This is a genomic window from Paucibacter aquatile, assembly GCF_002885975.1.
GTDB lineage: Bacteria > Pseudomonadota > Gammaproteobacteria > Burkholderiales > Burkholderiaceae_C > Paucibacter_A > Paucibacter_A aquatilis.
In genome coordinates this window covers 3,668,357-3,692,982 of record NZ_POSP01000003.1, presented here as the reverse complement: position 1 = coordinate 3,692,982, position 24,626 = coordinate 3,668,357, and the positions used below count along the sequence as shown (strand labels likewise).

Here is a 24,626-nt window from a genome sequence, read left to right as displayed (position 1 = left end):
GAAGAAAGCCATGGACAACAATCTGATTGAACTCGGCAGCATCGCCGGCATCGCCCTGCTGGGCCTTCTGGCCATCGGCCTGGTGTTCGCGCGCCTGTACAAGCGCTCGACCAAGGAAACCGCCTTTGTGCGCACCGGCCTGGGCGGGCAAAAGGTCATCATGGACGGCGGCGCCATCGTGCTGCCGGTGTTTCATGAGCGCGTGCTGGTCAATATGAACACGCTGAAGCTCGAGGTCATGCGCCGCGAGCGCGAGAGCCTGATCACCAAGGACCGCATGCGCGTGGACGTGACCGCCGCATTCTTCGTGCGCGTGCAGCAAACGGCCGAGGCCGTCAGCACCGCCGCCCAGACCCTGGGCACGCGCACCCTGGCACCGGAAGCGCTGAAAACCCTGGTGGAAGACAAGTTCGTTGACGCCCTGCGCGCCACCGCCGCCACCATGACCATCCAGGAGCTGCAAGACAAGCGCCGCGATTTCGTGCAGGCGGTGCAGAACGCGGTGGCCGAAGACCTGGAGAAGAACGGCCTGGAGCTGGAGTCGGTCTCGCTGACCAGCCTGGACCAGACCGACAAGCAGTTCTTCAACCCCAACAACGCCTTCGACGCCGAGGGCCTGACCCGCTTGACCGAACAGACCGAGGCGCGCCGCAAGCAGCGCAACGATGTCGAGCAGGAAACCGAGATGCAGGTGCGCACCAAGAACCTGGAAGCGCAGCGCCAGAAGCTGACCATCGAACAGGATCAGGAATTCGCCACCCTGGCCCAGCAGCGTCAGGTGGAAACCGCGCGCGCCGAGCAGGCTGCGCAGATCGCCACCCAGCAAGCCGAGCGCAGCCGCGAAGCCGAAGCCGCCAAGATCGAGGCCGAACGCCAGGTCAGCCAGAAGAAGATCGAAGCCGAGCGTGAGATCAAGTCGGCCGAGATCGACAAGAACCTGGTCGTGCAGACCCGCGAGATCGAGCTGGAGCGCAAGACCGAGATGCAGCGCGCCGAGCAGCGCAAGCAAGTGGAAATCGCTCGCCAGGACATGCAGATCGCGATTGCCAACAAGAGCAAGGAACAATCGGTGGCCGACGCCTTGGCCAACCAGGCGCGTGCCGATGCCGTCAAGGCCGAGGAAGGCGTGAACACCGCCCGTCAGGTGGCGGTGGCCGAGCGGGAGAAAAACATCCAGCTGATCGAAGCCAGCAAGGAAGCCGAACAGCTGGCGATTGCGGTCAAGGTCTCAGCCTCGGCTGAGAAGGAAGCCGCGCTGGACCGTGCCGAGGCCATCACCATCGAAGCACGTGCAAAACAGGCCGCCGCCCTGGCCGAAGCCGAAGGCAAGCGCGCCATCAACGAGGCGCTGAACACCTTGTCGGCCGCGCAGATCGACCTGCAGGTGCGCACCCTGCTGCTGCAGCAGCTGCCGCAGATCATCGAGCAGGCGGTGCGACCGATGGAGAAGATCGATTCGATCCGCATCTTCCAGGTCAATGGCATGAATGGGGGCACCAACGGGGGCGCACAGGACGGCGCCACCAGCGCGCCGGCCGGCACCTTCCCGGAGCAGGTCATGAACTCGGCCCTGCAGTACCAGATCGCCAAGCCCATCGTCGACGCGGTGATGAAGGACGCCGGCCTCAGCAACGAGGGCATCACCGGCATTGCCCACAATCTGGCTGGCCTGCTGCAGCCCGGATCGACCACGCCGACCCAACTCGCCAACTGAGCGGGGCCGCGCGGGCCAAGCAGCCCTTCAACCGCGCCGGGCCAACCACTCCAACAAATCCGGCAGCGGCATGGGCTTGGCGTGCAGATAGCCCTGGATCAGGTGGCAGCCGAGGTCGAGCAGGCGCTCTTGCTGCTCGAGGGTTTCGATGCCTTCGGCGATCACCTGCAGGCCCAGCTGCTCGGCCAGGGAGATGATGGAGCGGGCGATGCGGGCATCGCCCTGGCCCAGCATGACGACGAAGGAGCGGTCCAGCTTGAGGGTCGAGAAGGGCAGGCTCTGCAGGCGGTGCAGCGAGGAGTAGCCGGTGCCGAAATCGTCGAGATGCAGGTGGAAGCCGGCGGCGGCCAGGGCGTCGAGTTGTTGCTTGGCAAAGTCGGCATTGCTGGCCAGGGCTGATTCGGTCAGCTCGAAGTGGATGCTGTCGCGCGACAGGCCGGCGCCGTCGACCAGGCTGCACATCTGCTCGACCAGATGCCGGCTCATCAGCTGGCGCGGCGACAGGTTGACGTTGACCACATGGCGGGCATCGAGGGCCAGCAAGGCAGGCAAGGCAGCGATCACCTTGCGCGCCACCGCCGCGCCCAGCTCGTTGATCAGGCCGGTCTCCTCGGCCACTGGGATGAAGCGGGCCGGTGAGCAATAGCCGCCCTCCAGCGGCCAGCGGGCCAGCGCCTCGAACATGGCCACCTCGCCCGTGCGCACATCGAGGATGGGCTGGAACCAGACCTCGAGCTGATCCTGACGCAGGCACTCGCGCAGCTGCTGCTCGAGCAACATGCGCTCTTGCACATCACCGAGCAGGGCATCGTTGAAGAGGCTGTAGCGGCCCTTGCCTGCACGCTTGGCGGCGTACATGGCCAGCTCGGCATTGCGCAGCAGATCGTCCTTGTTGATCGCCTGGCCGGGCTTGGCGTGGAGGTAGGCGATGCCGATCGAGCCGGTGACCGTGACCTCCATGTCCTGGTAGCTGACCGGCTGGGCCAGGGCCTGCTGGAGCCGGCGCACAAAGCTCAGCACGCCCAGCTCGCCCTTCTCGGCCACATAGATCAGGGCGAACTCGTCGCCGCCCAAACGCGTCACCACATCGGAGGCGCGCACCAGCTTCTTCAGCGTCTGCCCGGTCTGCACCAGCAGGTGGTTGCCCAGCTCGTGGCCGAGCGAGTCGTTGAGCAGCTTGAAATCATCGAGGTCGATCAAAAGCAGGGCCAGGGTCAGCTCGCGGTGGCGCGCCTTCTGGCCCAGCAGCTGGTCGATCTGCTCGTAGAGCTGGCGGCGGTTGCCCAGGCCGGTCAGGGCATCGGTGCGGACATCCCGCTCCAGCTCGGCGCGCGCCTGGTCCAGGCTGCCCACCATGCCGTTCAGGGCCAGAGCCAGTTCATCCAGCTCATCCTGCCCTTGCACCGGCCAGCGCTGGGCCTGGGCCTGCCCGGGGCGCGCGCGGCCGGCGCTGCGGTGGCGTCGGGCCAAGCGGGCGAACTCCGCCAGGCGGCGCAGGATCAGCCGATCGAGCAGCAGAACCGCCGCCGCACCGGCCAGCAGCACCAGCACAAAGCTGTTCAGCAGCAGCACCAGCAAGCCGGTCTGACGCTGGCGCTCCAGGGCGGGCGGCAGGTCCACCTGCAGCAGCAGCTCGCTCTCGCCCAGGGCATCGCGCAGGGGCTGGGTGATCTGAGCCGCAGCCGTGGTCATGGCCGGGGAAGCAGGCGACAACTCGCCGCCGGCCGCCGGCAGCAGACGAAACGTTGACCCCGTGCTCAGCGACAGCTCGCGCAGATTGGCTTCGTCCATCACCTGCACCATGACCAACCAGCCGAGCTGCGGCGACAGGCGCTCGGTGCGCCGCACCGGGCTGAACACCATCAGCATGGGCCGCCCATCGACCCAGCGCTTGACATCGCCACCAATGCTGCGGCTCACCAGGGCCTGGTCCATGGCCAGCGCGCGCATGCGCTGCACCAGAGGACGGGTTTCATCGAGGGTTTCACGCTGGCCATCGCGCATCTCCACACCGGCGTGGAAATGGCCATCCAGGGCAAAGAAGGCAACCGCGCTGACCTGGGCATTGCGCAGGGACTCGGCGGTGAAGTTGACCGTCAGGAACTTCTCGTCCGGCTCGCTCATGAAAGCGGCGGCATCGTCCCAGAATCCGTAATCGCTGGCCACACGGATGCGTGCGCTGACGTCTTGCTGAATGGCTGCGGCCACGCGCGCCACGCGCTCCTGGGCCACTCTTTGCTCGAAATCACCGAGACTGCTGTCCAGCATCCAGGCGCTGGCCGCGAAACTGAGCGCCCCGACGGCGCACAGCAAGAGGCCCAGAATGCCCAGAGTCTTCAAACGCAGGCTGCGACGATTCCACATGCGCGTGCGGGGCCTGGATCAGGCCTTGGTCAACGTGGTCGCATCTTACGGGCTGCCCCCGGCTTCAAGGCGCGAGAACTGCCCGGGTTTTCGGATCAGTCGTCGCATCAACATTTCAACCGGGCCCTGTGGAAAGCGGCGAAGCCAGACCCAACAGCCCAGCAAGGCCAACGCACCGAAGCCCAGGCCCAAGGCCAGCACCTCGGCCAGGCTGCGCCCGGACAAGAGCCCAGCTGATTCCAGCAAGCCCATGCCGAGCAGGATGTGGGCCAGATAGACCGACAGGGTGCTGCGGCCCAGGGCCCGCAGGGCCGCCCAGTCGGGCAAGGCCAGCAAGGCCGCCCCGACCAGCGCCGTGGCCAGCGCCCCGGCGCTGAACATGTACAAAGGCCCCGGCGGCAAGGGCGTCGTGCCCCACAGTGGGGCCCAAGCGGGCAGCCACAGGGCCACACCCTCACGCACACCCAAGCAGATCAGAAACACCGACGCACCGCCCAGCATCAGTCGCCACTGCACGGGCCGCTGCTGCAAAGGCAAGCGGGCCAGGCCCATGCCCCAGAGGAAAAACGCCATCCAGGGCAGCACCGGATGGAAGCCGTTGAACAGCAGGTGACGGACAAAGCCCTGGGGCTGCCACAGATCGATGTAGCTGAGCGTCTGCCAGTCCCAGCCGCTGTCATAACTCCAGCGGAACAAAGCCGCCACATACAGCAGCGGCAAGAGCAGGGCCAGTGCCATGCACAAGCGACCCGAGCGCCCCAGGAAAAGGGCACCCAGGGCGAAGTAGCAGGCGTAGAAATGCAGGATGTCGGCCGGGAAGATCAGCAGATTCAACAGGCCCATCACAGCCAGCCAGAAAGCACGGCGCAACGCTTGCGAACGCGCCTGGGCCAGGGGCTGGCGGGCCGCCCCCATCACCAGGCCCATGCCGGCCAGGGTGACAAAAATGGCGGCCGTGCGCCCCTCCAGGGCCAGAAACAGCGAGCCCAAGCCCGCGTCGGCCGAGGCCTCGACGCCCATGGCCAGACGAAAGTTCACCAACACCATGCCCAGCATGCTGAGCCCGCGCAGGCCATCCAGCGCGGTCAGGCGCACGGCCGGCGGGGCCGAAGCGGTCGAAACGGTCGAAGGGGGCGAAGCTGCAGTCAAAGTTGAGGGGATCGGCATGGGGTGGCAGCGATGAGGGATCGATCACGCCAGGGCAGAGCCAGCCGCCACCGCCGCGCGGGTCCAAGAAAACGCTGGAGCGTAGTGCCAGCTCTCGGCAGCCAGTGTCACCACAGGAATCGTCGAAACCCAGGCCCCGCGTCGGTGCAAACGCCGAGATTCAGCGCATGGCATCCGCCATGCGCACGCCAGTTGAGCGGTCAGGCCGTACCGGCCAGCACCCGGCTGATCGGGCTGATGCCGCCAGCCTCGACCAGGGCCTGGTGGATGGCCGCGATCAGCTGCTCCTCCAACACGGGCTTGTGCAGCAGCACCAGACCGGCGGCATGGGCTTCGCGCAGGCGCTCGGGCGCCGTGTCGCCGGTGATCAGTACCGCGGGCAGGCCCGGCAGGGCATTGCGCAAGGTGTGGAGCGCGGAGATGCCGTCGTCGCCATCGCGCAGGCGGAAGTCGGTCAGCACAATGTCGGGGCGGCGCATCATGCACTTGAGCAAGGCTTCGCGCGTGCTGCCGGTGGTGGTGACCTCGCAGCCATGGCTGCTCAGCAGGGCACGCATGGCCTCGCGCACGGGCGCCTCGTCGTCCAGCACCAGCACATGCAGGCGGGGCAGGCGCGGCTGGGCGGCGGCTGAGGCTGCCGCACCATCACCCACTGGCGCGGCCGAGGCCGGGGCGCCGGCGATGCTCAGGCTGAAGGTGCTGCCCTGGCCCAGCTCGGATTGCAGCTGCAGCGGCAGGTCCAGCAGGTCGACCATGCGGCTGACGATGGACAGGCCCAGGCCCAGGCCCTTGGCCCGGTCGCGCTCGGCATTGCCGATCTGGTAGAACTCTTCAAAGATGCGGGCCTGTTCGGCCGGCGCGATGCCGCGGCCGGTGTCGATGACGCGGATGGTCCACATAGGCTCGTCATCACCGTCCTCATCGTCATCGCCGAATTCCGGCGACACGACGACCCGCACACCGCCACGCTCGGTGTATTTGATGGCGTTGTCGATCAGATTGCGCATCACCCGTTCGAGCAGCAGCGGGTCGCTCTCCACGAACACCGAATCCGGGCACTCGAACATCAGACTCAAGCCCTTGCCCTGGGCCGTGGCCTGCATCTCGAGGCAGATGCGGCGCAGCCAGCTGCTCAGGCAGAACACCTGGTTGGCCACCGGCACCACCTGGGCATCGAGTTTGGAGATGTCCAGCAGCCCGTCCATCTGTGAGGCCAGGGACTGCAGGGCCAGATTCATATGGCGGCCGATCTCGGCGCTCTCAGGATCCAGAGGCCGCCGCACCAGGGCCGAACCGAGCAAGGACAGCGTGTGCATGGGCTGACGCAGATCGTGGCTGGCGGAAGCCAGAAAGCGCGTCTTGGCCTCCATGGCCTGCTCGGCCTTTTGCAGGGCCAGGCGCAATTGCTGGTTGGTCTGGGTCTGTTGCTGGCGGATCAGCACCGACTCCACAAACACTCGGTAGGCATCGCGCCCGAGGCTGGCCAGAATCCAGGCAAAGCCCAGGATCAAGGCCCCCAGGGCCACCTCCAGCCAGGTGCTTTCGCGCCCGCCGGCATGCCAACCCAGCCAGGCCAGGCTGTTGCTGAGGCTGACCGGCAGCAAGAAACTCAGCAGCACCGGCGCCGAGCCGGCCGTGGTAGCCACCGAACCGGCACACAAACCCAGCAGCAGCATGGTCTGCACCATGCGCTGGTAGTCGTCGAAATAGGGCACGAACATCAGCGAGGCGCTGAACACCAGGCCATTGAGCAGGCTCAAGCCGGTGGCCGCGCGCAGGCGGCGGCGCAACGAGAGATGGCGCCAGACGGCCAACTTACCCAAGCCCCACCAGCGCAGCGCCAGCACGCCCACCACCAGGGCCAACCAGAGCATGGCGAGCCAGTGCTGGGTGCCCTGCCAAGCCATGATGGCGATCACGGCGGCGCTGAATCCGACCGGGTACGGCATGCGCCGGCCCTGCTGGGCCAGCAGGCGCAGCAGCTCTTCGTCAACACTGGCCTGTTCGGCCGAGATCGCTCGTGTCATGGAGGTGGGAGAAGGACCGGGGCCAGTATCCCCCGGCCGGATGCCCTGTGTCAGCGCGGCGCGGCCAGATGCAAGCCCGCGATCAGCGCACGCAATCGCAGCTGATCCATGTCAAGGCGGCGCATCTGCTCGCGCAGGCGCGCCCGCTCTTCATCGTTCTTGGAGTCGCGCAGAAGGCGCTCGAGGCGCTGCAGCTCAGCATCGTTGCGAACGATTTGCTGCTGCAAGCCATAGAGCTGCTGGCCGATCTGGTAGTAACGCAGGAACTCGTCCTCACCTGCCTGGCCGCGGCAACCTTCCCAGTAGATTTGGTTGCGCATGCCCTCTCGCCAGCCATTGCTGGCGGTGCAATAACTGCGGATGCCACGCTCCCAACCCTCGGTCCAGGCCTTGCTGTCGGGGCTGATGCCGATCTTGCCGCAGGCTTCGACATGGTCTTCGATGCGCTGGGCGCTGCGACCCTCGCGGCCGTCAGCCAGGCCACGGGCCTGCCAGTCGGCCTGACGGCATTGCGATTCGCTCATGCTGGCGCAGCCGCTCAAGACTGCCAGGCTGGCCAGGATGCACAGGGCCACACGTGGGCCGCGATGGTGTTCGATCATGCTGCGATGCTAGCCCATGCCGAGGCAGGCGAGGCCCGCCCCGCTGTGCACTTGTCGCGCGTTTCGCCCCGGTCGATGTGTGCTGGGCGCTTCAGGCCAGGGCCACCCGGCTGGGCTGGCGCGCGTCCTGCAAGACGCCGTCCAGCAAGTCCAGGTAGTAGCCCAGCGGCGGCGTGCGCTTGCCCGGGTGCTTGGCCAGGTCGTCCCAGCGGCGCAGCTGCAGCGCCCGCGCCGCCTGCGGTTGGGCCAGGAAGAGCAGGCGCTCTTCGGCATTCATGCGGCCGCCTTGCAGGGACAGGGAATGCAGGGAGGCTGCCGACAGGCTGTCGGCATAAGCCGGGTCGCTGCCGACCAGAAAACGCTTGGCCTGCACATGCAGACGGATGGGCTCCAGCACATCGGCCGCGAAGCCACCGCTGGCCAGAAAGACCAGGGCGCGGGTCTCGTGCTGGTCGTCCTGCAGCTCGGCCTCGGCCGGCGCATCCATCAGCTGACCCAGGTCGTGCAGAAAGGCGGCCGCCACCAGGGCGTTGTCGGCATGGGCCCATTCGGCCAGCTGGGCGCATTGCAAGGCATGCTCGAGCGCGCTGACGGCCTCGCGCCGCTCCAGGCGCTGGCCGGTGTAGACCAGGGCGCCGCGGCGCTGAAACAGGGCTTCGATCTTGCTGACGATATCCATGGCGGGGCTCCCGAGAAACGGACGATGCGATCCATCGCCCCCGGCATCTTGTGCTGGCGACCGTGACCCGCACATGACGCTCGCATGTGCCCCCCGTGAAGGTGAAGAATGCCCCGGATGGACATTCAAATTCCCTGAACCCTGGCATCAAGCGCCATGAACCGCCAGGCCGGGGCCACGGCGCACACTGCCAACATTGCGACACACCGGCGCCCCGCGCCAGACCGCCATGACCGCTTCAGCCCCAGCCTCCGCCCCCGAGTCCACACCTGAGCCCGCACCCAGCGCCGCCGTGCCGCGCTACAGCCCGGTGGCCATGGCCCTGCACTGGCTGCTGGCCCTGCTGATCATCGCCACCTTTGCCTTCGGCGTGTACATGGCCGACCTGCCCTTCTCGCCCAGCCGCATCAAGCTCTACAGCTGGCACAAATGGGCGGGCGTGACCATCCTGCTGCTGTCCACCCTGCGTCTGCTCTGGCGCCTGGGCCACCGCCCGCCGGCCGATGCCCCCATGCCCGCCTGGCAAGCGCGTGCGGCCCACGCCACCCATCTGCTGCTCTATGTGCTGTTCTTCGCCGTGCCCCTGGCCGGCTGGGCCTACAGCTCGGCGGCCGGCTTCCCCATCGTCTGGTTTGGCGTGCTGCAGCTGCCTGACTTCGTGCCGGTGGACAAGACCCTGGCCGACACCCTCAAGGAAGCGCACAAGCTGCTGGCCTTTGCCATGGCCGGCCTGGTGCTGATGCACATCGCCGCTGCGCTGAAGCACCAGCTGCTGGACCGCGACGGCCTGCTGCTGCGCATGATGCCGGCGCGGCGCTGAAGCCTTCGGCCCCTGCCTGCCTCACCTCTTTTTTCGAAACCGAAGCGAAAGGCTTTGCGATGAAACCGATCCGTTTGATGGTGATGACCGCCCTGCTGGCCAGCCTGAGCAGCAGCTGGGCGCAAACCAAGCCCAGTGCCGCAGCAGCCAAGCCGGCTGCCGCCGCCCCGGCCCCCGCCGCCGCGCCGCAGTTGCAGGCGGCTGGCAGCGAGCTGCTCTTCGTCAGTCGCCAGATGGGCGTGCCGGTGGAAGGCCGCTTCAAGAAATTCGACGCCCAGCTCAGCTTTGACCCCAAGAAACCCGAGGCCGGCCGTGTCGCCTTCACCATCGACCTGGCCAGCGCCAGCCTGGGCGCGCCCGAGTTCGACGCCGAGCTGGGCAAGGCCGCCTGGTTCGACAGCAAGCGCCTGCCGCAGGCCAGTTTTCAGAGCAGCGCCATCAAGGCCTTGGGCGGCGGCAAGTTCGAGGTCAGCGGCAAGCTGAGCCTGAAGGGCCAGACCCGCGACCTGAGCGTGCCCATCAGCTTGAGCCAGGCCGGCGGCATCACCACCGCGAACGGCAGCTTTGTGCTCAAGCGCCTGGAGTTCAAGATCGGTGACGGCGAGTGGGCCGATACCTCCATGGTCGCCAACGAAGTGCAAGTGAAGTTCAAGCTGCTGTTCAGCGGCGTGGCCCCACTCTAAGCCTTTGCGGCAAAGCAGATCGCTGCCCTCCCCCGATTTCCCCCGACCCTTTTTCCAACTTTTTTTGACCCAGCAAGGAAGCCCTGAGATGAACAAGACCCTGATCGCCGCCCTGGCCCTGGCCGCCTCCAGCTTCGCGCAAGCGGAATCGGCCACCTACGCCATCGAGCCGACCCATACCTACGCCACCTTCGAGATCTCGCACTTCGGCGTGTCCACCAACCGCGGCCGCTTCGACAAAAAGGAAGGCACGGTCACCCTGGACCGCGCCGCCAAGACCGGCCGCGTCGAGCTGACCCTGCAAATGGCCAGCATCAACACCGGTTCGGCCGCTTTCGACAAGCATCTGCAAAGCGAAGACATCTTCGACGCTGGCAAGTTCGCCACTGCCAAGTTCGTGGGCGACAAGTTCAGCTTCAGCGGTGACAAGGTCACCGAAGTGGCCGGCGAGCTGACCCTCAAGGGCAAGACCGCCCCGGTCACACTCAAGGCCGTCAACTTCGGCTGCTACCAAAGCCCCATGCTCAAGCGCGAAGTCTGCGGCGGCGACTTCGAAGCCACCCTCGACCGCACCCAGTGGGGCGTGGACTATGGCCTGGCCTGGGGTTTCCCCAAGGCAGTGAAGCTGGTGATCCAGGTCGAAGCCGTCAAGCAGTAAGCCCCCTCGGCCCTGCACCCGCCCTGCCTCCGGCCGGGCTGATCACCCGCCCGCCAGGCCTCACCAGGCCGGCGGGCTTTTTCATGGGCACGGGCGCTTCGTGATGCAGTTCACGCCCGCCATGCAACCGCCGCGCCCTCGTGGCGAGCCCGGCTGAAACCCGGCCGCCGGACTGTCGCTCGTTCCTGCAATTCAGCCCCTTGCCAGCACGGCGCGTCGCGCTGCCGTCGCTCGGCTCGTGCAGCTTGCGTACAGTGCGTGCAAAGACCCAAGGTTTCCTCCGCCATGTCCCCCTCGCCCTCGCTCCCTCCTACCTTGTTGCAGCGCCTGCAGCATTTCTACGCCCAGCTGCTGCGTTGGTTCCATATCTACGCGGGTTGGCTGGTCAGCATCAGCTGGAAGAACTTCATCATCTTCTCGGCAGCGCTGATCATCGGCGCCAATCTGATTTCCAATCTGCCCTTCTTCACCTGGCGCATCACCGAGGAAGTCGAAAGCGGATCGGTGCCCTACAACAAGCTGCCGCGTCTGCCGCCGGCTGAGAAGCCGGAGAAGCGAGAGAGGGCCGAGAAAGCCGAGAAGACCGACAAGAGCGGCAAGGGCATCCACTACGAGATCAGCATCGACGAGCGTGGCGTGCGCGTGCAGCCGCGCGCGGCCTCGGGCGACAAGGCCGCGTCGGAAGCCGGCAGCGAGGGCGCAGGGCCGGGCGTGAACATCCGCTTCCCTGAGTCGGCCGAGCGCGAGGACATCCGGCGCGCCGTCGAAGACGCGCGGACAGCCCTGGAAAAAATCGCCGAGGAAGCGCGCGAAGCCCAGGAGAAGGCCGAACAAGACGCTCAGCAGGCCGAGGAAACCAAGCAGGCCATCGAAGAAGCACGCGCCGAGACCGAGCGACTGATCGAAGAGGCCCGAAGCGGCGGGCCGAGATCCCGCGTGCGCGTCATCCATGCCGGAGACTTCTTGGTTGAATGGGCGGTGTTCTGGGTTGCGGCCTCCCTTTTGATCAAGATCACCTACAAAGGCCGCATCCAGGCCGAGGTGAAAGCCGCCAAGGCGACCGAGACGGCGGAGGCCGAATCGCTCAAGCGCCAGGTCATCGAAGCCCGCATGGCCGCCATGCAGGCCCAGGTGGAGCCGCATTTCCTGTTCAACACCCTGGCCTCCATCGACCACCTGATCGAAACCGACCCGCCGCGTGCCTCGCAGATGCAGAAGAACCTGATCGCCCTGCTGCGCGCCTCCATGCCCACCATGCGCGAGGCCAATGCCAGCGGCGTGCGTGACCTGGGCCGCGAGCTGGCGGTCATCAAGCCTTACCTCGAAATCCTGCAGATGCGCATGGAAGAGCGGCTGCAGACCGAGATCGATGTGCCCGAGGGCCTGCTCTCGGCCGAGTTCCCGCCCATGATGATCCAGAGCCTGGTCGAGAACGCCATCAAGCATGGCCTGGAGCCCAAGGCCGAAGGCGGCCTGCTGCGCGTCAAGGCCGAGGTGCTGCACGGCAAGCTGGCCGTGACCGTGGCCGACACCGGCCTGGGCTTCGGCCGCGCCGCCACCGCCGGCACCGGCGTGGGCCTGGCCAATATCCGCGAGCGCTTGATGATCCTCTACGGCTCACGCGCCAGCGTCACCGTCACCGAGAACCAACCCAGCGGCACCGTGGTGACCATCACCGTGCCTTACCGCAGCCGCGCCGACGAGCACGAAGGAGCCTCCGCATGAAAAGCTTTGCCAAGTTCACCCTGGCCCTGAGCCTGGTTCTGGCCCTGGTGGCCGCCGTGTCCGGCGTCTGGCTCTGGCAGGAAATGTGGAGCCACCCTGGCGTCAGCATCAGCATCAATGGCGAAGACCTGTACCTCGGCGAGATGGCCTCCGGCCATTGGGCCGAGCTGCTGGTCGGCGGCCTGATCACCGGGGTGGTGCTGCTGTTCGTGCTGCCCCTGGTCTTGCTGCTGGGCGTGGGCCTGCCCCTGCTGATCGTCGGCGGCGTGCTGGTCTGCGTGGTGGGCACGGTGCTGGCGGCGCTGTTCAGCGTCGGCGCGGTGCTGGGTTCACCGCTGATCCTGCTGGGCCTGGTGCTCTGGCTGCTGCTGCGCGACCGCCGCCCCAAGCGCAACGCGCAAGCCTGAACACCTCCGAAGCCGACTTAACATCCGCGCATGAACCAGCCCAACACCCCCACCCGCGTGCGCGCCGTTCTGGCAGACGACGAACGCCTGATGCGCGAACAGCTGCGCAGCCGCCTGACCGAGGTCTGGCCCGATCTCGACATCGTTGCCGAGGCCAAAAACGGCCTGGAGGCGGTGGAGCTGGTGCGCGAACACCGGCCCGACCTGGTGTTTCTGGACATCCGCATGCCCGGCCTGACAGGCGTCGATGCCGCCCGCCAGATTGCCCAGCTGCCCGAGGATGATTCCTGGCTGGTGCCCGAGATCGTCTTCATCACCGCCTACGACCAGTACGCGGTCGAAGCCTTCGAGCAGGGCGTGGCCGACTATGTGCTCAAGCCCGCCGAACGCGAGCGCCTGCTGGTGACGGTGCAGCGCATCAAGAAGCGCCTGGCCCAGCGCCAGGACGGCGCCAGCGTGCCCGATGTGGCCGAGCCCGCGGGCGCACCGTTGCAGCAGCTCTTGCACAAGCTCTCCGGCCAACTCAACCCGGGCGCCAAGCCCAACTACCTGCAATGGATCCAGGCCACGGTCGGCCAGGCCATCCAGATGATCCCGGTCGAGGACGTGCTGTTCTTCATCAGCGATGAAAAGTACACCCGCGTGCAGACCGCCCGCATCGAAGCCCTGATCCGCAAGCCGATCAAGGAACTGGTGGACGAGCTCGACCCCAGCCTGTTCTGGCAGATCCACCGCTCCACCCTGGTCAATGCCCGCGCCATCGACGGCATCACCCGCGATTTCCGCGGCCGCCAAATGGTGGGCGTCAAAAGCCTGAGCGAAAAGCTCGAAGTCAGCCGCAGCTACACGCACCTGTTCAAGGGCATGTAAGCCGGCGGCTAGGCCGTGCTCGGCTGCCCCAGGATGGCAGCGAGGTGGCGCCGGATCATGGCTTGCATCTGGGCCTGCTCTTCGGGGCCGACGCTGCGCCATTCCAGGTGCCGCATCACTCCGGCCCGGGCGACACGAAACACCACCATTTGCCCGAGCAGGGCGACCACCGTCAGCCGAGCCTCCAGCGCATCGCGCGTGGGGTCGGCGGTGCGCACCAGCTGGGTCATGGTGGCCAGCACGCGGCGCATGAAGCGCTCGTACACCAAGTCGAAGGCAGCTGTCGGCGCCTGTTGCTCGCGCATGATCAAGGCAGCCCAAGGACCGCTGCCGGGGTCGGCCAGCATGGCCACCATGGCATCGCACAGCTTGCCCAGCGAGGCCATGGCACGCACCGCGGCGTCATTCTTGCCGCCGCGCGAAGCCAGCATCTGCTCGATCTGATCCAGGGCCGGCCCGATGCGCTGCTCCACCGTGGCTGCGATGTGCTCAAAGACGGCCAGGTACAGGCCTTCCTTGCCACCGAAGTGGTAGCCGATCAGGGCCGGGTGCACCTCGGCGGCAGCGGCGATATCGCGGGTGCTGACCGCGTCGAATCCGGCGCGCGCGAAGGCCTCGGTGGCAGCCTGGATGAGGGCGGCACGGGTGACTTCACTGCGCGACTGAGTGGCATGAGGGGTTCGGGCCATGACCCGAATTAGAACCCAGCCGCTGAGCGGCGATCATCGACCAGCCGGCCTTGCTCCATGGTGATGATGCGATCCGCGAGTGCGAGCACCTTGCTGTCGTGGGTGACCATCACGACCGTGGTGCCGCGCTCGCGCGCCAGTGCCTTGAGCAGATGCACCACCTGCAGCGCAGATTCGCGGTCCAGGGCCGCTGTAGGTTCGTCCGCCAACACCACGACGGGGTTGCCCACCAAGGCCCGCGCAATCGCCACGCGCTGCTTTTGCCCCCCGGACAGCTGGGCGGGCACATGGTGCAGGCGCTCCGCCAGACCGAGCTGCGCCAACAGATGACGACCGGCCTGCGCCCAGGCTTGAGCGGCCTCTCCACCATGCACCGCCAGGCCAAGCCGGACGTTCTGCAGTGCGCTGAGGCTTTCGTGCAGGTTGTGCGCCTGAAAGATGAAACCGAGTTGGCGGCGCATCTGCACCCGTTGCGCTTCGCTCGCGCCACACAGCTCTTGACCAAGAAGGCGAACACTGCCCTGCTCGACACTGCGCAGGGCGGCCACGAGCGTGAGCAGGGTTGTCTTGCCCGAGCCCGAGGCGCCCATCAGCACGGTCAGCTCGCCGGCATGGATGTCCAGATCGATGTCGAACAGGACCTGCTTGCGTGCCTCTCCAAGACCGAAAGCATGCTGCAAGCCGCGCACCGCCAGCGACACCGGGCCCACATCGTGTGGCTCAGCCATGTTCAGAACAACTCCGCTGGATTGGCGCGGGCCAGGCGCCGCGTGGCGATTGCCCCCGACAGTGCGCACATGGCCACCGTACCCAGCAGGACGGCACCGGCCCGCGGCGCGTTCATCGCCATTGGCAGGCCGGTCTTCCATGCCACCACCGCATACAGCCCGCTGGCGATCAGCAAGCCCGGTACAAAACCGAGCAGGCCCAGAATCACCGCCTCCTCGAACACGATGCCCAGGAAGAAGCGCTGCGGGTAGCCGATCGCCTTCAAAGTGGCGTACTCCTTCAAATGGTCGGCCACATCGCTGGACAGCACTTGGTAGACGATCACGACACCCACCAGCAGACCGATGACGATGCCGAAGCCGAAGATCAGGCCGATCGGGCGCTGAGTGCTCTGAAAGCGCTGGTCCTCGGCAATGACGGCATCGAGGCTGCGCACCTTCACATCCCCCGCATCGCGAAAGCGCTCGCGCAGCAATGCCGCCACGACAGCAGGATCGGCCCCCGCTTGCAGCTGCACCAGGCCCAGATTGGGCGCGCCCGAGCTGCGGTTGGGAAAGAGGCGCAGAAAGGTCTGATCTGAAGCCAGAAGGTAGCCATCGGCCGAGAATCCGCCTCCGATGGCGAAGTGCCCGGCCACCTTCAGGCTGCGGGCGCGCAGTTCCAAGAGCCAGGTGGCATCGGGCTTTGCAGACAGGACAGGCGCTGCGTCGATGTGTCGAGTGCGCGCATCCATCAGCACGGTGTCCACCAGGTTCAGCAGTCCCTGCTGACGGCGAATCTCAACGTCATGCAGCGGCGCCTCCGAGGGGTCGAAGCCCAGCACATCCAGGGCCCGAACGCTGCCATCGGGCTGGCGCCAGTCGAGGCGCCCCAGGAAGACGGCGCTGACCTGATCGACGCCCGGCACAGCCGCGGCCTGCAACAGACGCACCCGCGGCAGCGGGCTGGCATCGGCCAGGGTGTTCATGTCCGCGGCACTGATCAAGAGTTGCGCATCCATGGCTCGGTAGGGCAAGGCCACGCTGCCCAGCAAGGCGCCATGGAAACCCAGCTGCATCAGCACCAGCAGGCTGGCAAAGGAAACGCCGCCGAGTGCCGCGTACAAGCGCGTTCGGGAATGGCTCAGCTGCAGCCACCCGATTGGCAAACGGCCCAGCAGGCGCTCCAGCCAGAGCTCAGGCCAGGATCGCAGTGAGCGGCTCATGGCGCCACCGGCGCCAGCGCAATGCGGGCACGGAGTTCAAGGCCGACCAGGCTGCGCGCGCGCGCCGACGAGGCCGGATCCAGCTGCACAGTCACACGCAGCACCCGCGCGTCGGTATTGGCGGCCGGGCTGGCTTCGGTCAAACGCTGCCGCCCGACGGACAGGCCGATCTGGCTGATGTGCCCCTGCAAGCGCGTGTCCAGGGCCGACGCCTCCAGGCTGACCGGCAGGCCCGCGCGCAGATGCCGAACCTCATCCTGATGAACCTCCAGCTCTGCCGTCATCACCCGGGTGTCGCCAAACTCCAGCACGCCAGACGCTCCAGGGCGCTCGCCCACGCGGCTGCGCAGGGCGATCACCGTGCCCTCATGAGGCGCCCGCAGCACGCTGCCGGCCAGGTCTTGCCGCGCCCGATCAAGCTCGGCCCGGGCCGCCTCCACGCCTTTCTGCGCCAGGCGCAGATCGGGTTGCGTGGCCGCATCGCCGGCGTGTCGCGCCTGGCCGGCCTGGGCGCGCGCCAGCAGTTCCAGCGCTTCGTCCCGCTGCGTGCGGCGCTGGTCGAGCGCCGTGGCCGACACAAAGTCCTGCGCGGCCAGGGCCTCCCAGCGCTGGTAGTCCTGGGCGGCTGCCCGCGCCACGAGCTCGGCCCGGCGCAGCTCCGCGGCGACCTGGGCCTGGGCCGAGGAGACCTCGCGTGCAGCCTGCTGCAAGGCTGCCTCACGGCTGGCCAGCTGGCGCTCGGCCACCAGCAGCGCCGCCTGGCGGGCCTCGGAGTTGCCAAAGGTGACCAAGCGCGCACCCGCGGCCACCTGCTGCCCTTCGTGAACATGAAGCTCGGCGACTGGCGCATCGCCGGCGCCAAACGGTGCGGCCAGCAGGCGCAGTTCCCCCTGAGGCGCCAGCCGCCCCAGGGCCAGGACCTGGGTGGGCGGCGCCAGACCAGGCGGCGCGGCCTTGGTGGCGGACGCCGCCCACCACGAACGACTTGCCAGCACGGCACCGAGCAGGAGCAAGGCGAACGCGGCGGCACCCAGTGCGGCCGGCCAGCGCGCGACAGCCAGGGCCACCGAGGCGGATTCAGCCCGGTGCGCGCCAGCGCCGCCGCTCCGATCCACCACCAACAGGGGCAAGCAGGGCGAGGCGGGAGCGGCAGGCGCTGGCGGGCAAGCGCGGGATTCGGCAGACATGGCAAACCTTAATTTGTCCATTTGATCAAATTGTACAGCTGGACAAATTAAAAGCACAAGATGCGTCCATCGCGACGGGCGCACGCCCACTCACACCAGCTGAACCGCCATCCAACGGGCCTCTCAGCAGCCCATCTCCGAAGCGCTTGACAGTCGTCATTTTGCGATTAAAGTGATATCACCTTTAATCGGAGGACGCGATGAGAACCCAGCAAGAATTTCGCACCGAAACTGCCGCCCGCACCCACAGCGGCGCCCTGGCCGTGGGCCTGGCCCTGATCGGCCTGGCCGGGGGAACGGCCTTGGTGATCAGCACCGTGGCCCTGGGCCCCTGGGCTTTGCTGCCGGGATTGGGCCTGGTGCTGGTCGGCATCCTGGCCCTGGCCGGGCTGTACATGCAGCAGCCCAATGAGGCGCGCATCCTGACCCTGTTCGGACGCTACTGCGGCAGTGATCGGCGCGAAGGCCTGCGCTGGGCCAACCCGCTGATGCTCAAGCGCAAGATCTCGCTGCGCTCGCGCAACTTCAATGCGCCCACGCTCAAGGTCAACGACAAGCGCGGCAACCCGGTGGAGATCAGCGCCGCCGTGGTCTGGCGGGTGCAGGACACGGCGCGCGCGGTGTTCGAGGTCGATGATTTCGAGGTCTATGTACGCATCCAGGCCGAGGCGGCCATCCGCCATCTGGCGGCGCAATTCGCCTACGACGAGGGTGACGACATCCATTCGGGCGAAATAACCCTGCGCGCCGGCCAGGACGAAGTGGCCGCGGCACTGGTCAAGCAGTTGCAGGAGCGTTTCGGTGACGCGGGCGTGGAAGTGCAGGACGCCAAGATCACCCACCTGGCCTATGCGCCCGAGATCGCCCAGGTGATGCTGCGCCGCCAGCAGGCCGAGGCCATCATCAGCGCCCGCAAGAAGATCGTGCTCGGTGCGGTCAGCATGGTGGAAGAAGCGCTCAAGGGCCTGAGCGAGCGCTCCATCGTCGAGTTGGACGACGAACGCAAGGCCGCCATGGTGTCCAACCTGCTGGTGGTGCTGTGCTCGGACAAGGAGACGCAGCCCATCGTCAACACCGGCACGCTGTACAACTGAGGCCCGCCCAGCCGCAGCCCTGATCCACCATGGCCAGCCCCGACAAAAAAAGCTTCGCCCTGCGCCTGGACCCGGCGCTCTGGGCCGAGGTCGAGCGCCTGGCCGCGCAGGAGCTGCGCTCAGCCAATGCCCAGATCGAATACCTGCTGCGCGAAGCGCTGGCGCGGCGCGGCATCAAGCCCGCCGTGAACCGCAGCCCGCGCGGCCGGCCACCCAAGGAAGGCAGCGGCGCTGAGCCGGGTAGTGAGTCAGCCGAATCCAGCGAGGGCTGAGCCCGCCGCTACCGCCTAAAACCCTCAGCCCTGGTCTTTCTGCGCCTGGGCCTGAGCGGCCGCCGAAGCAGCGCCCTTGGCCGCAAAGGTCTCGCGCAGGCGCTTGAGCTTTTCGCGCGGGTCTTCCTTGACCTCGCTCTCGTTCAAGCGCATCTCGGTGATGAAGCGGCTGGGAATGCCCATCACCAGCTCGCGGCTCTTCTTGCGGCGGCGCAGGGTGCTCACGGCCAGGGTCTTGCGCGCGCGGGTGATGCCCACATACATCAGGCGCCGCTCTTCCTCGAGGCGCTGGGCCGTCATCTCCTCATCGTCGGCCTTGAAGGGCAGCAAGCCCTCGTTGACGCTGGCGAGAAACACATGCGGCCACTCCAGGCCTTTGGAGGCATGGAGCGTGGTCAGGGTGACCTGGTCCTGCTCTTCGTTGCGCTCGGACAGCGAGATGATGACGCTGATGGTCTGCGCCACCTGCAGCACAGATTCCTTTTGCGCCTCCATGGTGACACCACCGTCGTTGGTGACCTGGCCGCCGCAGCGTTTGGCCACCCAATCGACGAAATCGAGCACATTGTTCCAGCGGGCCATGCCCACTTTTTCATTCTCTTCGCTCTCGATCAGGTGCTGCTCGTAGCCGATGTCCTTGAGCCATTCCAGCAGCAAGGCCTTGGCCGGCTCGGCGCCCTCGGTGTGGCGAGCGCGGTATTCCAGCTCGTTGACATAACGGCCAAACTCGTGGAGCGAGCCGATGGCCTTCTTGCTCAGCACCGTGCCCAGGCTCTCGGCGAACAGGGCCTCGTACATGCTGCACTTCCACTGCCCGGCAAACTGGCTCAGCGCGCCCAGGGTCTGGTGGCCGATGCCGCGTTTGGGCGTGGTGATGGCGCGCAGAAAGGCCGGGTCGTCGTCCTGGTTGACCAGGAGGCGCAGCCAGGCGCACAAGTCCTTGATCTCGCTCTTGTCGAAGAAGCTCTGGCCGCCGGAGACCTTGTAGGGGATGTTGGCGCGGCGCAAGGCCTGCTCGAACACCCGCGCCTGGTGGTTGGCACGGTAGAGGATGGCGAATTCCTTGAAATCCTTGGCCTTGCCGTCGCCACGCAAGGCCTGGATGCGCGCGACGGCGCGCTCGGCCTCGTGGTCCTCACCATCGGCCTCGACCAGCACGACCGGGTCGCCGTCACCAAAATCGCTCCACAGCTTTTTCTCGAACAGCTTGGGGTTGGTGGCGATCACATTGTTGGCGGCGCGCAAGATCGCGCCGGTGGAGCGGTAGTTCTGCTCCAGCGGGATCACCTTGAGGTGCGGAAAGTCCACCGGCAGGCGCTTGAGGTTTTCGATGGTGGCGCCGCGCCAGCCGTAAATGCTCTGGTCGTCATCACCCACGGCGGTGAACATGGCCCGCGGCCCGACCAGGGCCTTGAGCAGGTCGTACTGCACCGCATTGGTATCCTGGTACTCGTCAACCAGCACATAGCGCAGCTGGTCTTGCCAGCGGCCGCGCGCCTCGGCGTCCTCGGTCAGCAGGCGCAGCGGCAGGCTGATCAGGTCATCGAAGTCCACCGCCTGGTAGGCCGCCAGACGATCCTGGTAGCGCTCCATGACGATGGCGGCGGCCCTCTCATTGTCGTCTCGCGCCATGGCCAGGGCTTGCTTGGCGGTCAGCCCCTGGTTCTTCCACATCGAGATGGTCCATTGCCAGGACTTGGCCTGGTTGGCATCGGCCGTGCCGCCGGCATCGCGCAGCAGGCCCAGCACATCGTCGCTGTCGAGGATGGAGAACTGCTCCTTCAACCCGACCCGCGTGCCCTCCTGGCGCAAGATGCGAACGCCCAGGCTGTGGAAAGTCGAGATCACCAGATCCTTGGCCGCCCGTGCGCCCACCAGATGGCGCGCCCGCTCGCGCATTTCCTGCGAGGCCTTGTTGGTGAAGGTGATGGCGCCAATCTGCTTGGGCGCATAGCCGGCCTGCAGCAGGCGCGCGATCTTCATGGTGATCACCCGCGTCTTGCCCGAACCCGCCCCGGCGATCACCAGACAAGGGCCATTCAGGTGGTGAACGGCTTCGAGCTGGGCGGGATTGAGGGTGTCGGACATGATGGGCGCGAGGGAGAACGGGCGATGATAGCCAATCACCCGCGGCGTGGGCTTCGCCCTCCATAATCGCCCCAGCATGCGGAACAACGCCTTGACTCGAAACTGGGCCCTGATGCTGCTGTGCGCCCTGCTGTTCGGCGGCGCGGCGCAGGCGAGAGAACTGCTGGCCGTGGGCACGCAGTTCCCGCGCATCCTGGAATTTGATGCCAAGGGCATCGCCCGCGGTCTGGCCGTGGACCTCTTGACCCGCGCGGCTGCCCAACAGGGCCACACGGTTCGTTTCGAAAGCCTGCCCTGGGCGCGGGCCCAGCTGGTGGTGGAGCAGGGGCTGGCCGATGTGCTGGTGGGCCCCTACCGCAGCCCTGAGCGTTTGCAACGCTTCTTGTTTTCACAGCTGGCGTTCTACGAGGACGCCCTGGTGTTCTACGCCAGCCCCGCCAAGGCGGAGCTGTGGCAGGGCGACTGGAGCCGCTCGAGCGGGCGCTCGGTCGGCCTGGTTCTGGGTTGGGCCTACGGCGACGCGATGGAGCAGGCGCGCAGCAGCCTGCTGATCAGCCACCCTGGCGATGTGGCCACCGGCCTGCGCATGCTGCAGCGCGGCCGCATCGACCTGCTCGCCAGCAATGAACGCAACACCACGCCGGTGCTCGAGGCCATGGGCCTGAGCGCCCAGTTTCTGGTGCTGAAGCCACCGATCGCGGTCCAGACCGGCCACTTCGCCTACAGCCGCAACGCCAGTGGCGAGGAGCTCCGCGTCAACCTCGATCGCAGCCTGGAGGCGCTGCGCAGCAACGGCACGCTGCGTGAGCTCGCGCGGCAATGGGCTGTGCGGATTCCGGATTGACGGATTGAGGCACTGCTTGTGAAGGCAGTTTGCGCCATTTTCTTTCGCTATCCTGCTCGCAATGAGCTCGAGACCGCCCCACCCTGCCCTGCAACGACGTCAACTGCTGCAAGCGGCCCTGGCCGCCGGCAGCGCCCCGCTGTGGATCCGCCACGTCCATGCGGCCGACACGGTCGAGCGCTTCGCCCTCGGCATCGCCTCGGGCTGCCCGAGGCCCAGCAGCCTGGTGCTGTGGACCCGGCTGAGCGGGCCGACGCTGCCGGCCCAGGTGGCGGTGGACTGGGAGCTGGCCGAGGACGAGGCCTTCAAGACCGTGGTGGCCAAGGGCCAGGAGATGGCGCTGGCGGCCGATGCGCACAGCGTGCATGCCGAGCCGGCCGGGCTCAAGCCCGATCGCTGGTACTGGTACCGCTTCACCGCCCTGGGCGCGCGCAGCCCGGTCGGGCGCACGCGCACGGCGCCGGCGCCTGACGCCAAAGTCAGCTCCCTGCGCTTCGCCATTGCCTCCTGCCAGCGCTGGGACCATGGCCGCTACGCCGCCTGGGCCGATATGGCACGCCAGGACCTCGATCTGGTGCTCTTCCTCGGCGACTACATCTACGAAAGCGCGGCGATCTCCAACGCCTCGGCCAGCGGCCCGGCGCCGCGCGTGCATGTGGGTGGCCTGTGCCGCAGCCTGGACGACTACCGCCAGCGCTACGCCCAGTACAAAAGCGACCCGTCCTTGCAAGCCATGCATGCGCGTGCGCCCTGGATCGTCACCTGGGACGACCACGAGGTCGACAACGACTGGGCCGGCGACCACTCACAAGGCCTGGAGGCTGACTTCCCGCAGCGCCGCATCACCGCCGCCAAGGCCTACTGGGAGCACATGCCCTTCCCCAAGGCCTTGCGCCCGAGCGGCAAGGACATCCGCATCCACGAGCACTACGACTGGGGCCAGCTGGCGCGGCTGATCAGCGTGGACGGCCGGCAATGGCGCGATCCGCAGGTCTGCCCCAAACCCGGTCGCGGCGGCTCCAACACCTTGTCGCTCAAAGACTGCCCGGACTTTCTCGACCCGCGCCGCAGCCTGCTGGGCGCCGCCCAGGAGCAATGGCTGGCGCAAAGCTGGGACGCCTCACGGCCCTGGAACCTGCTGGCCCAGCAGACCCTGATGGCTCGCATGAACTGGCAGACCCAGGCCGGCGAGCCGGGTGTCTACTGGACCGATGGCTGGGATGGCTATCCGCTGGCGCGCCAGCGCCTGCTGCGCGATATGGCGGCGCGCAAGCTGCGCAACACCGTCGTGCTGGGCGGGGATGTGCACGCCAACTATGTGGCCGATCTGCGCGCCGATTTCGATGCGCCGGTGAGCGCCGCCAACCCGCTGCTGGCCACCGAGTTCTGCGGCACCTCGATCAGCAGCCAGGGCCTGGACCAGAGCCGCATCGAGCGCGCCCTGCCGCACAACCCGCATCTGCGCTACGGGCACGCCGATCAGCATGGCTATGTGCAATTCCTGCTGCGCCCGGACCGCCTGGAGGCCGAGCTGCGCTCGGTGCAGGAGCTGTGGAAGGCCGACAGTGCGCTCGAAACCTCGGCCCGCTTCACGGTGGAGAGCGGGCGGGTCGGGGCGATTCAGGGCACTTGAGCCGCCAGCGCGGGCGCCGCGCTCAGGTGCGCGCCAGCGAGGTGTTGGTCGGCGCGCTCTGCGCCGTGGCCGGGCCCTGCAGGTACTGCTTGCCCAACCAACCGCCCACCAGCAAGGTGGCGGTGATCACACTGGCCAGGGCCAGGCGGCGGCTCCAGCGCGGCTCGCTGCCGGCCGTGGCCGTCTCGGGCAAGGCCGACAGGGTGTCGGGCCCGTCCACCGCGTCAGCACCGATTCCGGCGACCGGCATGGGGTTCAGGGTCAGGGCCGAGTGGTTTTCACCGGCCAGCCAGGCGCGCAAATCATCGGCCAACGCTTCGGCGCTGACATGGCGGCGGTCGGCGCGCGGCGCCACGGCCTTGTGCAACAAGGCATCCAGACTGAACTGCTCGGCGCCACTGAGGTTGGACCAGCTGGCCGAGGGCGAGGCCTCGTCCACATCGCCGCCAAAAGCCGAGGGCAGGCGGCCATCGACCAGCATGTAAAGCAAGGCGCCGAGGCCAAAGACTTCGCTGCCCAGGCTGGGTGGCTCGCCGGCCAAAGCTTCCGGGCTGGCGTAGCCAGGCACCGAGCCCAGGCCCATGCCGCGCTCGAACGGATCTTCCGGATCGGGCATGCGCATCAGGCCCATGCCCATCAGGGTCAGACGCTGGTCGGGCGTCACCCAGATCATGCCGGGATCCACCTCGGCCAGCAGCCAGCTTTGCTGGTGGGCGTAGCGCAGCACCTCGCAGAGCTTGACGATCAGGTTCAGGCGTGCGCGCAGCGGCAGGTGGGAGCAGGCCCGCACGATGGGCTGGCCTTCGGCCCAGCGCAAGATCATGTAGGGCTGGCCCAAGGGCGTGACGCCGCTGTCGCTGGGCACGGAAATGCTGGGGTGCGAAAGCTGGCCCATGTCCAACGCCTGGTCGGCGAAGCGCAGCATCACGCCGGCGGCGCGCTCGCTGCGCGGCAGCACCAGCACGGCCGCGGCCTGGTCAGCAGCCAAGGCATGCTGGGCGCGGTACCACTGGCCGCTGGGGCCGCCATCGGCGCCATGCAGCGCGGTGGTCAGGCGCCAGACGCCCAGGACAGTGCCTTCGCTCAACGTGGTCGGAGCTGCCGGGGGGGGGAGGGCAAGTTCGGGCATTCGCATAGGGTTTGTGCTGACATGCTAGGGGATAGCGCCCC

General features: G+C 67.2%; 22 protein-coding genes. 11 read left to right on the top strand and 11 right to left on the bottom strand.

The window, feature by feature from the left end; genetic code table 11:
• The first annotated feature begins 10 nt into the window (after nucleotides 1–10).
• Nucleotides 11–1,714: a flotillin family protein gene (locus tag C1O66_RS19055; RefSeq protein ID WP_102769342.1), complete on the top strand. Its 1,704-nt coding sequence runs from the start codon at nucleotides 11–13 to the stop codon at nucleotides 1,712–1,714.
• A gap of 27 nt (nucleotides 1,715–1,741) precedes the next feature.
• Here the strand turns inward: C1O66_RS19055 and C1O66_RS19050 are convergent, their stop codons facing one another.
• From C1O66_RS19050 to C1O66_RS19030, 5 genes are all read right to left on the bottom strand, one after another.
• Nucleotides 1,742–4,078 carry a putative bifunctional diguanylate cyclase/phosphodiesterase gene (locus C1O66_RS19050; RefSeq protein ID WP_102769341.1) on the bottom strand — a complete coding sequence of 779 codons (2,337 nt, stop codon included), beginning with the start codon at nucleotides 4,076–4,078 and terminating at the stop codon, nucleotides 1,742–1,744.
• Nucleotides 4,079–4,123: 45 nt separating this feature from the next.
• A complete protein-coding gene (locus C1O66_RS19045; RefSeq protein WP_102769340.1) occupies nucleotides 4,124–5,245 on the bottom strand; it encodes a DUF418 domain-containing protein in 1,122 nt (373 codons plus the stop codon).
• A 200-nt stretch (nucleotides 5,246–5,445) separates the two neighbouring features.
• Complete coding sequence (locus C1O66_RS19040) at nucleotides 5,446–7,272, bottom strand: ATP-binding response regulator (RefSeq protein WP_102769339.1); 1,827 nt, start codon at nucleotides 7,270–7,272, stop codon at nucleotides 5,446–5,448.
• Between the two features lie 50 nt (nucleotides 7,273–7,322).
• Nucleotides 7,323–7,874, bottom strand: a complete 552-nt coding sequence (locus tag C1O66_RS19035) for a DUF2799 domain-containing protein (RefSeq protein ID WP_102769338.1) — start codon at nucleotides 7,872–7,874, stop codon at nucleotides 7,323–7,325.
• Nucleotides 7,875–7,965: 91 nt separating this feature from the next.
• Entirely contained in the window at nucleotides 7,966–8,553 is a 588-nt protein-coding gene (locus C1O66_RS19030) for an HD domain-containing protein (RefSeq protein ID WP_102769337.1), read from the bottom strand.
• Between the two features lie 229 nt (nucleotides 8,554–8,782).
• Between C1O66_RS19030 and C1O66_RS19025 the strand changes: the two genes are divergently transcribed.
• From C1O66_RS19025 to C1O66_RS19000, 6 genes are all read left to right on the top strand, one after another.
• The gene (locus tag C1O66_RS19025; protein ID WP_102769336.1) at nucleotides 8,783–9,373 is read left to right on the top strand and encodes a cytochrome b; all 591 of its coding nucleotides are present in this window, start codon (nucleotides 8,783–8,785) and stop codon (nucleotides 9,371–9,373) included.
• 59 nt (nucleotides 9,374–9,432) lie between these two features.
• A complete protein-coding gene (locus tag C1O66_RS19020) occupies nucleotides 9,433–10,056 on the top strand; it encodes a YceI family protein (RefSeq protein WP_102769335.1) in 624 nt (207 codons plus the stop codon).
• An 88-nt stretch (nucleotides 10,057–10,144) separates the two neighbouring features.
• A complete protein-coding gene (locus tag C1O66_RS19015) occupies nucleotides 10,145–10,714 on the top strand; it encodes a YceI family protein (RefSeq protein ID WP_102769334.1) in 570 nt (189 codons plus the stop codon).
• A 285-nt stretch (nucleotides 10,715–10,999) separates the two neighbouring features.
• Nucleotides 11,000–12,439 (top strand): sensor histidine kinase, encoded by a 1,440-nt coding sequence (locus tag C1O66_RS19010; RefSeq protein WP_102769333.1) that lies wholly within the window; start codon nucleotides 11,000–11,002, stop codon nucleotides 12,437–12,439.
• Nucleotides 12,436–12,846, top strand: a complete 411-nt coding sequence (locus tag C1O66_RS19005) for a hypothetical protein (RefSeq protein WP_102769332.1) — start codon at nucleotides 12,436–12,438, stop codon at nucleotides 12,844–12,846. Before C1O66_RS19010 ends, C1O66_RS19005 begins: the two co-directional genes overlap by 4 nt.
• 30 nt (nucleotides 12,847–12,876) lie before the next feature.
• A complete protein-coding gene (locus C1O66_RS19000) occupies nucleotides 12,877–13,716 on the top strand; it encodes a LytR/AlgR family response regulator transcription factor (protein WP_102769331.1) in 840 nt (279 codons plus the stop codon).
• A gap of 8 nt (nucleotides 13,717–13,724) precedes the next feature.
• On the opposite strand, the gene C1O66_RS18995 is transcribed toward C1O66_RS19000, so the two are convergent.
• The 4 genes from C1O66_RS18995 to C1O66_RS18980 are packed head-to-tail and all read right to left on the bottom strand — an operon-like array spanning nucleotide 13,725 to nucleotide 17,525.
• Nucleotides 13,725–14,405, bottom strand: a complete 681-nt coding sequence (locus C1O66_RS18995) for a CerR family C-terminal domain-containing protein (protein WP_102769330.1) — start codon at nucleotides 14,403–14,405, stop codon at nucleotides 13,725–13,727.
• Between the two features lie 8 nt (nucleotides 14,406–14,413).
• Complete coding sequence (locus C1O66_RS18990) at nucleotides 14,414–15,133, bottom strand: ATP-binding cassette domain-containing protein (RefSeq protein WP_102769329.1); 720 nt, start codon at nucleotides 15,131–15,133, stop codon at nucleotides 14,414–14,416.
• Between the two features lie 2 nt (nucleotides 15,134–15,135).
• A complete protein-coding gene (gene devC, locus C1O66_RS18985) occupies nucleotides 15,136–16,338 on the bottom strand; it encodes an ABC transporter permease DevC (RefSeq protein WP_102769328.1) in 1,203 nt (400 codons plus the stop codon).
• Nucleotides 16,335–17,525 carry an HlyD family efflux transporter periplasmic adaptor subunit gene (locus C1O66_RS18980; RefSeq protein WP_165794688.1) on the bottom strand — a complete coding sequence of 397 codons (1,191 nt, stop codon included), beginning with the start codon at nucleotides 17,523–17,525 and terminating at the stop codon, nucleotides 16,335–16,337. The genes devC and C1O66_RS18980 overlap by 4 nt, the downstream gene beginning before the upstream one ends.
• 200 nt (nucleotides 17,526–17,725) lie before the next feature.
• On the opposite strand from C1O66_RS18980, the gene C1O66_RS18975 reads away from it, so the two are divergent.
• On the top strand, nucleotides 17,726–18,619 hold the full coding sequence (locus C1O66_RS18975) for an SPFH domain-containing protein (RefSeq protein WP_102769326.1): 894 nt from the start codon (nucleotides 17,726–17,728) through the stop codon (nucleotides 18,617–18,619).
• Nucleotides 18,620–18,648: 29 nt separating this feature from the next.
• Entirely contained in the window at nucleotides 18,649–18,891 is a 243-nt protein-coding gene (locus C1O66_RS18970; protein WP_102769325.1) for a type II toxin-antitoxin system antitoxin, read from the top strand.
• Between the two features lie 24 nt (nucleotides 18,892–18,915).
• Here the strand turns inward: C1O66_RS18970 and C1O66_RS18965 are convergent, their stop codons facing one another.
• The gene (locus tag C1O66_RS18965) at nucleotides 18,916–20,979 is read right to left on the bottom strand and encodes an ATP-dependent helicase (protein WP_102769324.1); all 2,064 of its coding nucleotides are present in this window, start codon (nucleotides 20,977–20,979) and stop codon (nucleotides 18,916–18,918) included.
• Between the two features lie 91 nt (nucleotides 20,980–21,070).
• Here C1O66_RS18965 and C1O66_RS18960 point away from each other — a divergent pair, with 91 nt between their 5' ends.
• Together C1O66_RS18960 and C1O66_RS18955 are read left to right on the top strand one after the other, a co-directional pair.
• Entirely contained in the window at nucleotides 21,071–21,823 is a 753-nt protein-coding gene (locus tag C1O66_RS18960; protein ID WP_165794687.1) for a substrate-binding periplasmic protein, read from the top strand.
• 61 nt (nucleotides 21,824–21,884) lie between these two features.
• Nucleotides 21,885–23,456 (top strand): alkaline phosphatase D family protein, encoded by a 1,572-nt coding sequence (locus C1O66_RS18955; RefSeq protein ID WP_102769322.1) that lies wholly within the window; start codon nucleotides 21,885–21,887, stop codon nucleotides 23,454–23,456.
• Nucleotides 23,457–23,478: 22 nt separating this feature from the next.
• Here C1O66_RS18955 and C1O66_RS18950 read toward each other — a convergent pair whose 3' ends face one another.
• Nucleotides 23,479–24,543 carry a serine/threonine protein kinase gene (locus C1O66_RS18950; RefSeq protein WP_102769321.1) on the bottom strand — a complete coding sequence of 355 codons (1,065 nt, stop codon included), beginning with the start codon at nucleotides 24,541–24,543 and terminating at the stop codon, nucleotides 23,479–23,481.
• Nucleotides 24,544–24,626 lie beyond the last annotated feature (83 nt).